Source organism: Flavobacterium sp. GNP011, from assembly GCF_056428925.1.
This window is the reverse complement of sequence record NZ_JBWJVJ010000016.1, coordinates 40830-57281: the sequence shown is the minus strand read 5'-3', so window position 1 is coordinate 57281 and position 16452 is coordinate 40830. Positions and strand designations below refer to the sequence as shown.

Genomic DNA, 16452 nt, shown 5'->3' with positions numbered 1-16452 from the left:
AAAATGAAGTTGCTATTATAAAATTAGTAAGACTTAATAAAAAACAAAATCATGAATTACAACGCTGTCAATAACATAGATGTACTGGAAACATGGGTTAAAAAAGCCTTAAAAATCAAGAAGAAACCCCTCAAAAATAAAAAGTTAGGTAAAAACAAAACACTAGGATTATTGTTTTTCAATTCTAGTTTAAGAACTCGATTGAGTACGCAAAAAGCAGCCTTAAATTTAGGAATGAATGTCATGGTGATGAACTTTACCAATGAAGGCTGGACCCTAGAATTTGAAGAAGGTGCTGTAATGAACTCGGGAGCCTCAGAGCATATTAAAGAAGCCGCTGCAGTTGTTTCTCAATATTGTGATGTCATTGCTATAAGAGCATTTGCTGGATTGGTTGATAAAGAAAAAGACAATGCCGAAATAGTACTGTCTAGTTTTATAAAATATGCAACTGTTCCTATTATTAATATGGAGAGCGCCACGGGACATCCATTACAAGCACTAGCTGATGCTATTACCATTGAAGAATTTAAACCCAAGCACCGACCCAAAGTGGTTTTAACATGGGCACCACATCCTAAAGCATTACCTCAAGCTGTTGCCAATTCTTTTATAGAAATGATGCAGTTACAAAAAAATATGGATTTTGTAATCACTCATCCAAAAGGGTATGAATTGAATCCTGAAATTACGAAAGATTCAAAAATTGAATACGATCAAGACAAAGCATTTGAAAACGCTGATTTTATTTATGCCAAAAACTGGAGTAATTATATTGAATACGGACAAATTACAAATTCTGATCCAAACTGGACGGTAACTGCTGATAAAATGAAATTAACTAACGATGCTAAATTTATGCATTGTTTGCCTGTAAGACGTAACATGATCGTATCAGATGAGGTGATTGATGGTCCTAACTCAATTGTAATTGAACAAGCCAATAATAGAACCTTCGCAGCACAATTAGTGCTTCAAAAAATATTAAAAAAATAAGGCACTGAGATACAAAGGTTCTAAGGCATTAAGTCCTCAGAGCCATTGCATCTAAGAACCTCAGAAACTTTTTTAAATGGAAAATAAAAAACCGATAACGATAATAAAAATTGGTGGGAATATCATTGATAACCCGATGGAATTGGCTCATTTTTTAACAGATTTTTCTAAGATCGAAGGCTACAAAGTACTCGTTCATGGCGGTGGACAATCAGCTACAAAATTAGCCGAAAGTATGGGTTTAGTTCCACAAATGATCGATGGAAGACGAATCACCGATGCCGCAATGCTAGAAGTTGTAGTCATGATTTATGCTGGTCAAATCAACAAAAATATTGTAGCACAATTACAAGCCAATTCCACCAATGCAATCGGTTTTTCTGGAGCTGACGGGAATTTAATTCAATCACACAAACGAAATCACCCCACAATAAATTATGGTTTTGTAGGTGATGTCAATAAAGTGAATACACCCCTACTAGAAACGTTACTTTTAAACAATTTAGTACCCGTATTTTGCGCCATCACACACGATGGTAGCGGACAATTATTAAACACAAACGCAGACACCATTGCTAGCGAACTAGCAATCGCTTTATCAGAAGTTTTTGAGGTAACTTTGAATTATTGTTTTGAAAAACCAGGAGTTCTATTCGATGCCGAAGACGATGCTTCACTTATTGAAAACATAAATTCCGAATTATATGCAAAATTAAAAGCCGAAAAAACCATACATTCCGGAATGATTCCCAAACTGGACAACTGTTTTAATAGTTTAAACAAAGGAGTTCAAAAAATAAAAATAGGGCATCACCGCATGTTGCAAGATGCAACTGCTAATTGTACAAATATCAAATTATAAAAGTGAAACACAAGTTTCTCCGATTTTGAAAAATTTCTTTATCGATTTTAAAAAATCTGCGAATCTGTGGCTAAAATAAGTATGAAAAACATAGAAATCCTTACACAAGAAGCCATTGCGCTATTAAAAGCACTGATTGAAACACCTTCATTTTCCAGTGAAGAAGATCAAACAGCACTTTTAATCGAAAATTGGTTTACACAAAATAACATACCTTTTAAACGCGAGAACAATAATGTTTGGGCTTTCAACAAACATTTTGATGCAAAAAAACCTACGCTATTATTGAATTCTCACCACGACACGGTAAACCCAAATCAAGGCTATACCAATGATCCTTTTCAAGCCATTGAAAAAGAGGGTAAATTATTTGGTTTAGGCAGCAATGATGCTGGCGGATGTTTGGTTTCTCTTTTATCTACTTTTGTTCATTTTTATTCCCATGAAAATCTACCTTACAATATGGTAATGGTAGCCTCAGCTGAAGAGGAAAGCAGTGGAAGAAACGGCTTAAACAGTGTTTTAAAGCACTTGCCTGAACTAGATTGTGCCATTGTGGGCGAACCCACTTTAATGCAATTGGCTATAGCCGAAAAAGGTTTATTAGTTCTCGATGTCATCGTAAAAGGGACCGCCAGTCATGCCGCACATCAAAATCTTGACAATTCCATTTATAAAGCAATTCCCGTAATCGAGTGGTTTAACAGCTACAATTTCGAAAAAATTTCAGAGGTTTTAGGTCCTGTTAAAATGACCGTAACCCAAATTAATGCCGGAAAACAACACAATGTAGTTCCTGCAGAATGTCATTTGGTTGTAGATATCAGGGTAAATGATTGTTACAGCAATCAAGAAATTCTAGAAACTGTAAGAGCAAATGTTGCTGCAGACATTAATCCAAGATCCATGCATTTAAACGCTTCTTCCATTCCTGTTTCTCATGGATTGGTGCAGGCCGGAATCGCATTAGGAAGAACCACCTACGGCTCGCCTACCCTTTCAGATCAATCGGTTTTGAGTTGCAAATCATTGAAACTAGGACCTGGTGAAACCCTGCGGTCACACTCTGCAAACGAATTTATATTTATACATGAAATAACAGAAGGAATCAAACTGTATATCAACATACTAACTGATTTTTTAAAACAATAAAATGATTAGGAGCTAATCCCGCTATCCGTTACAATCTTTTATTTTTTTAAAGAAAAAAATAAAAGGATTTTCACTATTATCGGGGCTATGGAAACGATTCCTATAGATCATGCAAGTTTCAAGATGAAACTTTAAACCTGAAACAAAAAACAATATGAAACTTTGGGAAAAAGGAATACCAACAGATAAACAAATCGAACATTTCACTGTAGGAAACGACAGGGAACTGGACTTGGTTCTCGCAAAATACGATGCTTTAGGTTCAATTGCCCATGCAAAAATGTTGGGACAAATCGGGCTTATAACAGACTCCGAAACCGTTTATTTAGTTTTGGCTTTGGAAGAAATAATAAAAGACGTTGAAAACGGTAATTTTGAAATCGAAGACAGTTTTGAAGACGTACATTCCAAAATCGAATATTTACTGACCGTAAAACTGGGAGACGCTGGAAAAAAAATACACACTGCTCGTTCTCGCAACGATCAAGTTTTAGTAGATGTTAATTTATATTTAAAAGATGTCGTTAAAGAGTTGAAAGAGCAAGTAAAAAGCCTTTTTGATTTACTGATGGCATCAGCAGAGAAACATCAAAATGTATTATTACCTGGCTACACCCATTTACAAATTGCAATGCCATCTTCTTTCGGGATGTGGTTTTCTGCTTATGCCGAAACTTTGATTGATGATATTACAATGTTGAATGCCGCTTTGAAAATTGTAGACCAAAATCCATTAGGCTCTGCCGCAGGCTACGGTAGCTCCTTCCCTATTGATAGAACTTTTACAACTCAAGAATTGGGTTTTGAAACTTTAAAATTCAATTCAGTTGCCGCTCAAATGAGCCGTGGCAAATCAGAAAAAACGGTCGCTTTTGCTATGAGTAGCGTGGCTGCAACTTTAGCTAAATTTTCTATGGATGTTTGTTTGTATATGAGTCAGAATTTTGATTTCATTACTTTACCATCGCATCTTACAACAGGTTCCAGCATCATGCCACACAAGAAAAACCCGGATGTTTTTGAGTTAATTAGAGGGAAATGCAATAAAATCCAAGCCTTACCTTATGAAATTACTTTAATTACAAACAACTTGCCGAGTGGTTATCACAGAGATTTACAATTGTTGAAAGAGGGATTATTTCCAGCCATTCAAAACCTGAAAGCCTGCTTAGATATTGCAATTTTCTCCATAAAAGACATTGAAGTAAAAGACAATATTCTTGCTGATCCAAAATACAATTATTTATTTACGGTTGACACTTTAAATGAAATGGTCGTTGCAGGAATGCCTTTTAGAGATGCATACAAAGCAGTTGCAGAACAATTGGAAAACGGAACTTTTACATCCCCAAAAGAAACCAAACACACACATGAAGGTAGTATCAACAATCTATGCTTTAACGAGATTATAGAAAAAATGAGATTGACCTACTACTAAATAACAATCACAACTATTTTTATAAATCCATTCTGTAAAAAGAATGGATTTTTTTGTTTCAATAAAATTCAACCTTAATAAATTTTACTCTTATTGAGAAGTTAACACTTTAAACCTATATTTGAATTTAAATTTTAAGACAGTATGAGTATGAAAAAATTTAAAGAAGAGGCAACAAAAAGTCTTTTAGAAAAAGAATTAATAACCCCTGAACAATATGATCAAGTGCAGGCCTATCGAAATTTAAATCTTTTTTCATTACATACTGAGCTTAAATTATTTTTGTACGCCTCTGTATTACTATTTACTTCAGGTATCGGTATTTTAATTTACCAAAACATAGATAGCATTGGACACATCGCTATTTTGGCTATACTATTGTTGATTACCGTTTTTTGTTTTTACTTCTGTTCTAAAAACGCTATCGGATTTAAAAAACAACAAACTCAATTTGAAAATCCTATTTTTGATTACCTCATTTTAGCGGCAGTATTATTAAGTTGCATTTTTGTTGGCTATCTACAATTTCAATACACTGTTTTTGGTACCCATTACGGATTAGCTACTGTTGTTCCTACTGTAATAGCTTTCTTCTGTGCTTATTATTTTGATAATAAAAGTATCTTATCAATCGCAATCACGGGTTTAGCAGCATATATTGGTTTATCCGTTTCTCCACAGTCTTTACTTCACAATGATTTTAACGAAAACAATACCCTGAGCTATTCAGCTATTTCATTAGGTATTTCATTAGTAATTTGGACTATTTACAGTTCAAAAAATGACTTAAAAAAACATTTTAGCTTAGTATTTCTCACTTTTGCTTTGCACATTATAAGCATCGCTTGTATCAATAATTTATTCGATAGCTATTGGGGCATTTTTATAATACTATTGGCTGGTTCCTGCTACTATTTTTACCCTACCAGTTACCTCATTAAATCGGTTTCTTTGTTTGTCTTTACCTTAATTTATGCCTATATCGGTCTAAATATATTCTTGTTCAAATTATTAGAATTGAGCAATATTGATAGCGAATTATTTATCTCTTTCTTTTTCTTAGTTCCCTTTTACTTTATTGGTTCTATCATTTACTTTATTCGACTTATTAAACAATTCAATAAAAAAGCTAGTCATGATACAATATAAAAAAACCGAATTAGAGCAAGAGTTTCTAGTTTCAGAAGGCCACTCTTTAAAAAATGCAGGATTTATAGACGAAAGTCAATTTCGCATAATTGATAAAAATTTAACCATTCTTAAAAGTCAAAAAAACATCTTAATACGAATTGGATTTTTTCTGTTAGGGAGCTTTTTATACTCCTCCATTTGTGGCTTTCTTACTTTAATCAGCCTAGATGCTATTAGTGAAAATTATCAATTTCTGGTTTATCTTTTTGCTATTATTGGTTTCATTGGCACTGAAGTTTTAACCAATCAAAAATATTATGGTTATGGACTTGACGATGCGTTTCTACTAGGTTCTCAATTGTGCTTAGCAATTGCAATAGGCATTTCTTCAGAGGGAAACGAACTTACCATTTCCCTAATACTCTCGATAACCTCTTTGCTATGTTATCTTAAATATGTACAGCTATCAATGGCTATCATATTTTGTGTAACACTCACTTGTTCAATACTTTTCTTGATGTTTGAATTAGGCGCTTTCGCAAAAACGATACTACCTTTTACTATGATGTTTTTTGCAATTGCTATCTATTTCAGCAGCAAAAAACTACTAGCAAAATTAACACTTCCATTTTATTACAATGGCATTATTTTTACCCAAGCTTTTGCACTGATTTTATTCTACTTATCAGGAAATTATATGGTGGTTAGAGAACTTTCAAGCGAATTAATGGGTGTAATTGTTGGTGCAAATAACGATATTCCGTTTGCCTTTTTCTTTTATGGATTCACCTTTATAGTCCCATCGAGTTATTTGGTTTTGTCTTTATACAAAAAAGACCGCTTTATGCTTTGGATAGGAATCCTAGCTCTTTGTTTTTCAATATACACCATTCGTTTTTACTATGCCGTTTTACCTGTTGAAATTACCCTAACCATTGGTGGTTTTGTATTATTTGCATTTACTTTTTTTGCTATAAAAAAGATTAAAAACAATACTAATGGTGTTACTTTTCAACCAGATCGTTTCTCAAACGGAAATCTATTTGGCACAGCCGAAATACTTATGGCGACACAATTGGGATTAAAACCAGAAACTACGGTGGAATCTCCAATGGAATTTGGTGGTGGAGATTTCAGTGGTGGAGGTTCTAGAGGAAGTTATTAAAATAAAAAACCAAGGATAAACAAACTAATATTTGTAAATCCTTGGCAATTTCTTTGATTGGTTATTGCAACTATAATTTAGCTCCCAATTCTCCTGCATCAATATCACTGTGAGAAACATTGTATACCGCCTTACCATCTTGAATCAAAATCAATTGTGGTGATTGATGCGTAACCCCAAAGCGAGAAGCAATCTCATTTGAAACATCACGAAAAGCAATTAAATCTAAAAAATAAGGCGTCACTTTCTCAGGAAAGTTAAACTCATTCTCAAACTGTTTCAAAGCCATTCTACTTACACTACAACGAGTACTATGCTTAAAAATGGCAACAGGTTTTACTTGAGATTGAGCTACTATTTCATCTAGTTGTTCTAATGCTTGCAAAGGCTCCCAAGTCATTGAATTAGTTTCGTCGTTAGAATCACTACTACCAAAAATATTTTTTAAAAAACTCATAATTTGTCGGTTTTTCAGTCATTTTGACTGTTCAATATGATATAAATCATATTTAAACAGCCATTTTGTCTGTAATTTTACTATGGAATATTAATTGAATAATCAGATACAAAGATAAAATAAATTAATAAGAAACTGTGATTAAAGTATTTTACTAACAAAAACAGGCAAAAACTTGTTGCAAAAAACTAAAAAAAATGAATATCAATAAATTTACCATCAAATCTCAAGAAGCTATCCAACTTTCGCAACAATTAGCACAAAGCTATGGACAGCAACAAATTGAAAACGAACATCTTTTTAAAGCTATTTTAGAAGTTGATGAAAACGTAGCACCATTTATATTAAAAAAACAAAATGTAAATGTTCCCTTATTTATTCAAATACTTGAAAGTACAATTCAAAATTTCCCGAAAGTTACTGGTGCCGAAATAATGCTTTCTAGAACTGCAAATACCACGCTAAACGAAGCCGAAATAATTGCAAAAAAAATGAATGACGAGTACGTTTCGGTAGAGCACTTGATACTTGCTATTTTTAACTCGAATACTAAAGCGTCTCAGATTTTAAAAGATCAAGGTGTGACCGAAAAAGGATTGAAAGCCGCTATTGATGAACTGAGAAAAGGAGAACGTGTTACCTCGGCTTCTGCTGAGGAGACTTATAATTCATTAAATAAATATGCAAAAAATCTAAACGAACTTGCTAAATCTGGTAAGCTAGATCCTGTAATAGGTCGTGACGAAGAAATAAGACGTGTTTTACAAATACTAACGCGCAGGACTAAAAATAATCCGATGCTAGTTGGAGAACCTGGAGTAGGTAAAACTGCCATTGCTGAAGGATTAGCACATAGAATTGTAGATGGAGATGTGCCTGAAAATCTAAAAGATAAAATTGTATTTTCACTAGATATGGGTGCATTAATTGCAGGTGCTAAATACAAAGGCGAATTTGAAGAACGTTTAAAATCAGTAGTGAAAGAGGTTACCGCTGCCGATGGGGACATCGTTTTGTTTATTGACGAAATTCACACGCTAGTTGGTGCTGGCGGTGGCGAAGGTGCTATGGATGCGGCAAATATTTTAAAACCAGCATTGGCACGTGGAGAATTACGCGCTATTGGGGCAACTACATTAGACGAATACCAAAAATATTTTGAAAAAGATAAAGCGCTGGAAAGACGTTTTCAAAAAATACAAATTGAAGAGCCAGATACTGATAGTGCTATCTCCATACTTCGTGGTATTAAGGAAAAATACGAAACCCATCACAAAGTTCAAATAAAAGACGAAGCTATCATAGCAGCTGTTGAATTATCCCAACGTTACATCACAAACCGATTTTTACCAGATAAAGCCATCGACTTAATGGATGAAGCAGCTTCAAAAATCCGAATGGAAATTAACTCAAAACCAGAAGAGCTGGATGTTTTGGATCGAAAAATAATGCAACTTGAAATTGAGATTGAAGCCATTAAAAGAGAAAAAGATGAAAGTAAACTCAAATCTCTTGGTCTAGAACTGGCTAATCTTAAAGAGGATAGAAATACAATTTATACCAAGTGGAAATCAGAAAAAGATGTTGTTGATGGCATTCAATTGATTAAAAAAGAAATTGAAGATTATAAATATGATGCGGAACGCGCTGAACGCGATGGAGATTACGGAAAAGTAGCCGAAATACGTTACGGTAAAATTAAAGAAGCTCAAGAACGACTTGGAATTTTACATCAAGAACTTATTGTTAATCAAGCCGGTGGAAGTTCCTTAATTAAAGAAGAGGTTACACGCGAGGATATTGCTGAAGTTGTAGCAAAATGGACTGGAATTCCTGTGCAAAAAATGCTTCAGGGAGAAAGAGAGAAACTTTTACATCTTGAAGAAGAATTACACCGCCGTGTAGTAGGTCAAGAGGAAGCCATTGAAGCCGTAAGTGATGCTGTACGAAGAAGTCGCGCGGGATTACAGGACATGAAAAAACCGGTGGGAACCTTTCTTTTCCTTGGGACAACAGGAGTGGGAAAAACCGAATTGGCAAAAGCCTTAGCTGAATATTTATTTGATGATGAAAACGCTATGACCAGAATTGATATGAGCGAATATCAAGAACGACATAGTGTAAGTAGATTAGTGGGTGCGCCTCCAGGATATGTGGGTTATGACGAAGGCGGACAACTAACAGAAGCCGTACGCAGAAAACCATATTCTGTTATTTTATTGGATGAAATTGAAAAAGCACATCCAGATACTTTCAATATTTTATTGCAGGTACTTGATGAAGGACGTTTAACAGATAATAAAGGTCGTCTTGCTGATTTTAAAAACACTATTATCATCATGACTTCTAATATGGGTAGCCAAATCATTCAAGATAAGTTTGAGAACTTAAAAGGAAATGTTGAGGCTGCTACCGAGGCAGCCAAAGTTGAAGTTTTAGGTTTATTAAAACAAACTGTCCGACCAGAATTTATTAATCGTATTGATGAAATTGTGATGTTTACTCCTTTGACAAATGCTAACATTACTAAAATTGTTAGTTTACAGCTTAAATCTGTAACTAAAATGCTGGCACTACAAAACATCACTATGGATGCCACACCTGAAGCAATAACTTATTTAAGTGCTAAAGGCTATGATCCGCAATTTGGCGCCAGACCAGTAAAACGTGTCATTCAGCGTGAAGTACTTAATGCTTTATCCAAAGAAATCCTTGCTGGGAAAATAACTACCGATAGCATTATACTGCTTGATGCATTTGATAACAAACTAGTCTTTAGGAATCAAAGCGAGTTAGTTTCTTAAATTTTTTTAACCACCAGTTTGACACTGGTGGTTTCTTTTTTTGCTTCAATGATTCATTATAAATTGAAGCCTCTCCCTAATTAAGACATGAAGATTATAACTAGTGTAAATTTTTACTTTTTGGCATTTTTAAAATTAATTTTTAAATAAAAAGTTTTAGCTTCGCAAAACATAAAAATCAAAAATTAAATAACCTTAAAATTCATATTTAGGGTAATCAAACAACTTTTAAAAAGAACATAATGGCATCAGGTTTCCTCGTACTTTTGGATGATATAGCTGCAATAATGGATGACGTTGCTGTAATGAGTAAAGTGGCTGCAAAAAAAACTGCAGGTATTTTAGGAGATGATTTAGCTGTAAACGCTGAAAAAGCTTCTGGATTTATTTCCTCTAGAGAATTGCCAGTTTTATGGGCTATTGCTAAAGGGTCTTTGGTAAATAAAATCATAATTCTACCAATAGCTTTTTTGTTGAGTAACTATTTACCAATTGCTGTAATTGTAATACTTATACTAGGAGGAATCTATCTGGCCTATGAAGGAGCTGAAAAAATATTTGAATATTTTTTCCCACATGAACACAAAAATGAAGATATAACTTCCCAACCAATGACCGAAGAAGAAATTCTATCTTTAGAGAAAGTAAAAATTAAATCTGCAATTGTCACTGATTTTATTTTATCTATAGAAATAGTAATTATCGCTCTAGGAACTGTAATAGGAGAACCTATTTCATCACAAATAGTGGTTGTTTCTATCATTGCACTCGTAGCAACGATAGGTGTTTACGGTATAGTAGCATTGATTGTACGCATGGATGAAGCAGGTCTTAAATTAATCAGTATGAGTAAAAACGAGAACAGTATAGGAACAAAAATCGGTAGTGTATTAGTAAAAGCGTTGCCTATGGTTATTAAAAGTTTATCAGTAATTGGTACAATAGCTTTATTACTTGTTGCCGGAGGTATTTTTATGCATCAAATTCCTTTTTTACATGGAATATTACCTCAAATACCTTTAATCATAACTGAATTTACTGTAGCACTAATCATTGGATTAATTACACTAGGTTTTGTAATGCTTTTCAAAAAGTTATTTGCAAAAAAATAAACAACACTTTTCATTTTTAATCATTTTTGCTTTTGAATAATTAATCCCTAAGTCAAAGCTAACTGCAAATAAATCGTATCATTTTTAATTTTCAGAATTATGGACATCGTAAAATTTAAAATCACTCCCAAAACAATTAAAGTTGAAGTACGTAACTCTAATAATTATGTTTTTGATTTTAACAATACAGTATCCATTGCCAAAGAAGATAAAGATGTACTTTTGAAACTGTATAATGCACTCGATTTACTTTTCAAAAAAGAGGCAACTGTTGAAGTAAAAAACTATATTGCTCCAAATCAAACAAATATCTTAGATCAAATTAAAGAAGTGGGTGAGACAAACGAAGATTAAAATTAAAAATCAAAAGGCTGTTTCTAAATAAGAAACAGCCTTTTTTATATTTTGTAAAGTGTTCTTAGTTATTTACTAATATAAATAATTCAAAGCAGTAACATCGTTACTATTAAAAGCTCCTGTATCACTTGAACTAAAACATGCTCTCATGTATGAAGTAGCATCATAACCAGATGGTGTTCCAGGAATAAGTACGGCTCCCACGCCAGCAGTTCCCTCATTACTATTTTGTCCACAACTTTGACGGCTAAACCAGTCTGTGTGACGCAAACCTATACAATGCCCAATTTCGTGAGCAGCAACATGTGAATTCACTCCTACTGAGTACGTATCCATTCCAGAATATAAAGTCACAGAGTTAAAAGGATTACCACCAGATGGGAATCCAGCTACTCCACCTGCGCTACCAGTAGCTCTTCTAACTACGATGTTAGCACCAGTAGTGTTAGTACTAAAAGTTAATGTAAAGGTAAGAGACAAACCTAAACTGTTGTATCTATTAACAGCTGCTTGCAATCCTGAACGCATGTTTGCACTTAAAGCAGACGTTCCTGTTCCTGATAAACCTACAATTCTTATAGTTCTTGGTCCAGAAACAAGATTGTTTGTATGGTATTGCTCAGTAGTAATGCCTCCGTGTAGATCCATCTTATTTAATTGATCTTTGGTCATAACAATATCGCCTTCTATCAAGAAAGCATCTTCTGTAGTGCCATTAGGGTTAGTATGCTTAACCACTTTCACATCTTTATTATTTAAAGACAAAGCACTAATTTTTGCTAAAATTTCAGGAGTTATTTTAGTTGCTTCTGGTTGTGTTTGATTGTTTTCATCATCTTTACTACAAGATATAAATGCCATAACTGCGCATGACATTACTAAAATTGATTTAATTTTTTTCATTGTTTTGGTTATATTTGGGTTAATTAATGAATTGTATTGGTGAACACTTTACAAAATCATTACATCGAAAGTAGACAATTATTTTTGTACGAATATAATAAATATATAAATATAACAATTTTAACACTTATTGTTATATATTTATTTTAAAAAAGCTTCCAAGGCCAATGATTACGTTTTTTTCTCATTTCACAATTTTAACAATACTTCAGTCAAAATGTTAAATACAAACACAATTTATAGATATGACAAATATATAATTACTTATTTGAATTTTTTATTAGTATATGTGAAACATGTTTTACATAAATTGATTAAATTTGATTTTTAAAAATGTTAGTTTTCGAAATTTAATTTTACTATAAAACTAAACTTTTAAAGATTTAATACATAATATTAACGTTTATTTTGTAGGAATTAAAAGCTTCTAAAAATACGTTTTAAGCATCAAAAAAAAGTATTTCAAGGCTTTTTTTTAAAATAAAACGATTATTTTGGATGTAAATTGTTAACACCTATTTTACATTAAATTAAGCCTGAAAAACTTTATTAAACACACCTAAAAGTTGATGAAAACTAAATTTACTATACTGTCCATTATTTTACCATTCATCCTTTTTTCTCAAACAATAGAAAAATGGAAACAGTTTATTAAAGAAAAAAAGATAGATACAACAGAGTCATTTTACTTATTAGAAACTAAAAGTGCTATTTTAAATAATTGTAAGATTGAAAAAAAACTTGACAATAAATTTAGCGTAATTTCCTTTTCAAGAAATTTGATTAAAGATCCAAATCTTACATTGTATCCAGTTAATAATATGTGGAAATTACCAAACAATTTAAAAAAGCATTCTTCAAAAAAAAAGTATACCATTGTAAGTAAAGATATTAAAACCCTAACGGAGAAACTCAAATCTTTAAAAATAGAAAATACAGTACAATCTGATTTAGTTTTCATAAACACTGATTATAAAACGTTAGTAAACCTAATTATCCCAATTCAAAACGTATTATCCATTACGCTAGAATCCTTCACTCCTATTGTTGAATCTAAGATTATAGATCAAAACTTTAGTCTTAATCAAATTAACATGCTATCCAAAAATTTTGCTGATGTTTCTGGATCAAATCAAATTGTTTCTATTAAGGATGCATTTTTTGATACCAACGATATTGATTTGTTAAATAAACATATCCCCTCTAATACTCAATCAAATCAGGTATCAAACCATGCTACTGCTATGGCTACAATTGTTGCAGGCATAGGAAATAGCTCTGTTTTGGGTAAGGGTGTTGCTCCAAAAACAAAAATTCAATCATCTAATTTTCTTTCTCTATTTCCGGATGAATTCACTTCACTTCAAGGAGCTACTATTCAAAATCATTCCTATGGTACTGTAATTGAAAATTTTTATGGCACACTTGCGGAGGCATTTGACAAAAACCTTTACGAAAACACAACAATAAACCATATTTTTTCAGCAGGTAATAGAGGTACTGTGGGATATAAAAGCATTACAGGAAATTTTAAACAATCAAAAAATGGTATTGTTGTGGGGAGCATAGATTCTAATGAAAATAGCATGGTATTTTCATCTAAAGGCCCCGCTTATGATGGCAGAATAAAACCTGAAATTGTAGCCTACAGCACAGAGGGTACATCTAATTCGACCGCTATCGTTTCGGGTATTATTTCACTAATGAAAGAACTTCATAACAAAACAAATACAACACCATTACAAAACTCAACTACAAAAGCAATCTTGATTAATAGCGCTAAAGATTTGGGTAATATGGGTCCAGATTTTACATATGGTTATGGAAATGTTAATGCGTTAAAATGCTTAAACACCATACAAAACAAGAGGATTATAACCGGATTCATAAACTCTGAGCAAAAAAACTTGCATCAAATATCAGTACCTTCAAATAGTGAAAATTTAAAAATAACATTAGTTTGGACAGATCCACCAGCACCAGTAAATTCAAATATTTGTTTGATAAATGATTTAGATTTAGCTTTAATTTCTCCAACAGAAACTTTTTTACCATGGATTTTAAATCCAGATTTACCACAAATACCTGCATCGAAAGGCATGGATAAAGTAAATACCGTGGAGCAAATAGAACTTAAAAATCCTCAATATCAAACCTATACCATTTCCGTTAGTAGCTCAATTTTAAACACAAATAGTCAAAATTATAGTATTGTTTATGATTATGATTTAAAAAATAAATTTGAATGGAATTATCCTATTGAAAATGACAATTTCCCTATAGACGGTAGAACAATTTCACCTATAAAATGGAACTCAACAATTACAGGAACCAATGGCGAGTTATCAATAAGTTATAACGATGGACTAACTTGGGAATTAATCAAAACAAATATCAATCTTCAAAACGAGAAATACTTGTACCTCCCTTTACAAGAACTTTTTACAAGAGCTAAACTTAAAATGAAAATTGGTAATGAAGAGTTTTTGTCGGATAGTTTTATAATTTCCTACGATTTAAATACAACCACTTCACTTGTTTGTAATGGAACAACTGAAATCAATTGGTCAAAACCTTCTAACGTTTCACGTTTTAACATTTATGAATTAATTAATGACTCCTTACAATTAAAAGAACAAGTAACAGGTACATCATACACCTATACAAATGGGAAAAATCATGCTGTTGCACCATTTTTTGAAAACACTGAGGGTATTAAAAGTGAGTCAACATTTCGATATGAAAATAATTCCAATTGTTATTTTGAACTAACAAGTGCCGAAATTACAACTGAAAATCAAATAGCTGTTACAGTAAACCTTTTTAGCTTATTTCAAATTAAAAGAGTCGAGCTAATAAAAATAACTAATAACAAAGAGGTTATCATTGAAATTGTAAACAAACCAAACGCTAAAAATTTTACTTTTTTTGACTCAAATCCATCTGAAGGATTTAATAAATACACCATTAGACTAGTTCTAGATGATAATTCAGAAATAAATTCAAAAGCAATTGATATTATCTTTATGGGAAAAAATGATTTTTTTGTATTTCCAACTATTTTAAAAACAAATCAAGATATAAATATTGAGACTAGAACAGAAGAAGAATCAATTTTCTATCTTTTTAATTTGAATGGTCAGAATAATATTGAGCAAAAGTTAACTTCAAAAAGTAATTCTATTTCTTTAATTGGCATAGAAATAGGGATTTACATTTATAAAATTACTTCTAAAACAGGAAAGACTATAACAGGAAAAATTTTCATTCAATCTCCTTAAAAAAAACATTGCTTTGAATTATTGTTTGTTAAGTAGTAACCAAAACCTAAATTGTTTTTTTTATTTTACATAAAAACTCATGAGAAACGCCTAAATAAGAAGAGAGATTCCTATCATTTATTCGTTGAGCTTTTGTAGGGTATTTATTTACGAAATCTAAATAACGCTGTTTTGATGTTTTATTTAAAACATCAAGTAATCTATCTTGCATAACTATATTTGTTTTTTCTATCAGCAGAGTATGAAATTTTAACAACTTAGGAACTTCTTTAAATAATTTTGATTTATTAATTTTATTAATAACTAAAATTTCACAATCCTCTAGTGCTTTGATATTATATCTCGTAAGCTTATCATGGTAAAAACTTTCAACATCACTTATCCAATCATTATCAAATGCAAAAAAAAGAATACACTCAGCACCATTTTCTTTCAAGTGATAAATTTTGAATGCTCCATTTAAAACAAAAGCTTCATATTTACTATTTGAATCCTGAATTTGTAAGTAATCATTTTTTTTTAACTTAACATGCTTCACATTCTCTACTATTAATTCCCATTCAAAATTTGTTAAAGGGATATTTTTTTCTATATTATTTCGTAATAATTCGTACATTTTTGGGGTTTGATTTAAATTATTTGACCATAATTTTTATCGAAAAACAGTAGGTTATGCAATCGATTACGTAAAAATAATAAAATTATATTATTTTTAATATAACATTGAATAAAAAACACAAAGTTTAATTAATTACTTGTTTTATTGAACAAGTTCAATAAAAATAGGTTTTTTT

General features: G+C 31.9%; 13 protein-coding genes. 10 read left to right on the top strand and 3 right to left on the bottom strand.

The genetic code is table 11. The annotated features are described in order from the left end of the window. The first annotated feature begins 51 nt into the window (after positions 1-51). From AC061E_RS12940 to AC061E_RS12915, 6 genes are all read left to right on the top strand, one after another. Positions 52-996, top strand: a complete 945-nt coding sequence (locus AC061E_RS12940) for an N-acetylornithine carbamoyltransferase (protein ID WP_478286615.1) — start codon at positions 52-54, stop codon at positions 994-996. Between the two features lie 76 nt (positions 997-1072). Then, a complete protein-coding gene (gene argB / locus AC061E_RS12935) occupies positions 1073-1858 on the top strand; it encodes an acetylglutamate kinase (RefSeq protein WP_478286614.1) in 786 nt (261 codons plus the stop codon). A gap of 81 nt (positions 1859-1939) precedes the next feature. Next, positions 1940-3010, top strand: coding sequence for a M20 family metallo-hydrolase (locus tag AC061E_RS12930; RefSeq protein ID WP_478286613.1), 1071 nt, complete (start codon positions 1940-1942; stop codon positions 3008-3010). A gap of 154 nt (positions 3011-3164) precedes the next feature. After that, on the top strand, positions 3165-4448 hold the full coding sequence (argH, locus tag AC061E_RS12925; RefSeq protein WP_478286612.1) for an argininosuccinate lyase: 1284 nt from the start codon (positions 3165-3167) through the stop codon (positions 4446-4448). 150 nt (positions 4449-4598) lie between these two features. Continuing rightward, positions 4599-5597 carry a DUF2157 domain-containing protein gene (locus AC061E_RS12920; protein WP_478286611.1) on the top strand — a complete coding sequence of 333 codons (999 nt, stop codon included), beginning with the start codon at positions 4599-4601 and terminating at the stop codon, positions 5595-5597. Next, complete coding sequence (locus AC061E_RS12915; protein ID WP_478286610.1) at positions 5584-6744, top strand: hypothetical protein; 1161 nt, start codon at positions 5584-5586, stop codon at positions 6742-6744. The genes AC061E_RS12920 and AC061E_RS12915 overlap by 14 nt, the downstream gene beginning before the upstream one ends. A gap of 70 nt (positions 6745-6814) precedes the next feature. On the opposite strand, the gene ytxJ is transcribed toward AC061E_RS12915, so the two are convergent. After that, positions 6815-7201, bottom strand: coding sequence for a bacillithiol system redox-active protein YtxJ (ytxJ, locus tag AC061E_RS12910; protein WP_478286609.1), 387 nt, complete (start codon positions 7199-7201; stop codon positions 6815-6817). Between the two features lie 197 nt (positions 7202-7398). Between ytxJ and clpB the strand changes: the two genes are divergently transcribed. From clpB to AC061E_RS12895, 3 genes are all read left to right on the top strand, one after another. After that, positions 7399-10005: an ATP-dependent chaperone ClpB gene (gene clpB / locus AC061E_RS12905; RefSeq protein ID WP_478286608.1), complete on the top strand. Its 2607-nt coding sequence runs from the start codon at positions 7399-7401 to the stop codon at positions 10003-10005. A 242-nt stretch (positions 10006-10247) separates the two neighbouring features. Beyond that, entirely contained in the window at positions 10248-11117 is an 870-nt protein-coding gene (locus tag AC061E_RS12900) for a DUF808 domain-containing protein (RefSeq protein WP_478286607.1), read from the top strand. 99 nt (positions 11118-11216) lie between these two features. After that, positions 11217-11471 (top strand): hypothetical protein, encoded by a 255-nt coding sequence (locus AC061E_RS12895; RefSeq protein WP_478286606.1) that lies wholly within the window; start codon positions 11217-11219, stop codon positions 11469-11471. 75 nt (positions 11472-11546) lie between these two features. On the opposite strand, the gene AC061E_RS12890 is transcribed toward AC061E_RS12895, so the two are convergent. Beyond that, positions 11547-12377, bottom strand: a complete 831-nt coding sequence (locus tag AC061E_RS12890) for a M57 family metalloprotease (RefSeq protein WP_478286605.1) — start codon at positions 12375-12377, stop codon at positions 11547-11549. 569 nt (positions 12378-12946) lie between these two features. Here AC061E_RS12890 and AC061E_RS12885 point away from each other — a divergent pair. Continuing rightward, positions 12947-15658, top strand: a complete 2712-nt coding sequence (locus AC061E_RS12885) for a S8 family serine peptidase (RefSeq protein ID WP_478286604.1) — start codon at positions 12947-12949, stop codon at positions 15656-15658. Between the two features lie 46 nt (positions 15659-15704). Here the strand turns inward: AC061E_RS12885 and AC061E_RS12880 are convergent, their stop codons facing one another. Beyond that, positions 15705-16274, bottom strand: coding sequence for a Crp/Fnr family transcriptional regulator (locus AC061E_RS12880; RefSeq protein ID WP_478286603.1), 570 nt, complete (start codon positions 16272-16274; stop codon positions 15705-15707). Positions 16275-16452 lie beyond the last annotated feature (178 nt).

Bases quoted from the DNA above. Each gene is read 5' to 3' on its own strand.
- AC061E_RS12885 (WP_478286604.1), top strand. From the start codon at position 12,947: ATGAAAACTAAATTTACTATACTGTCCATTATTTTACCATTCATCCTT.
- AC061E_RS12915 (WP_478286610.1), top strand. From the start codon at position 5,584: ATGATACAATATAAAAAAACCGAATTAGAGCAAGAGTTTCTAGTTTCA.
- AC061E_RS12880 (WP_478286603.1), bottom strand. From the start codon at position 16,274: ATGTACGAATTATTACGAAATAATATAGAAAAAAATATCCCTTTAACA.
- clpB (WP_478286608.1), top strand. From the start codon at position 7,399: ATGAATATCAATAAATTTACCATCAAATCTCAAGAAGCTATCCAACTT.
- AC061E_RS12930 (WP_478286613.1), top strand. From the start codon at position 1,940: ATGAAAAACATAGAAATCCTTACACAAGAAGCCATTGCGCTATTAAAA.
- AC061E_RS12940 (WP_478286615.1), top strand. From the start codon at position 52: ATGAATTACAACGCTGTCAATAACATAGATGTACTGGAAACATGGGTT.
- AC061E_RS12890 (WP_478286605.1), bottom strand. From the start codon at position 12,377: ATGAAAAAAATTAAATCAATTTTAGTAATGTCATGCGCAGTTATGGCA.
- argH (WP_478286612.1), top strand. From the start codon at position 3,165: ATGAAACTTTGGGAAAAAGGAATACCAACAGATAAACAAATCGAACAT.
- AC061E_RS12920 (WP_478286611.1), top strand. From the start codon at position 4,599: ATGAAAAAATTTAAAGAAGAGGCAACAAAAAGTCTTTTAGAAAAAGAA.
- ytxJ (WP_478286609.1), bottom strand. From the start codon at position 7,201: ATGAGTTTTTTAAAAAATATTTTTGGTAGTAGTGATTCTAACGACGAA.
- argB (WP_478286614.1), top strand. From the start codon at position 1,073: ATGGAAAATAAAAAACCGATAACGATAATAAAAATTGGTGGGAATATC.
- AC061E_RS12895 (WP_478286606.1), top strand. From the start codon at position 11,217: ATGGACATCGTAAAATTTAAAATCACTCCCAAAACAATTAAAGTTGAA.
- AC061E_RS12900 (WP_478286607.1), top strand. From the start codon at position 10,248: ATGGCATCAGGTTTCCTCGTACTTTTGGATGATATAGCTGCAATAATG.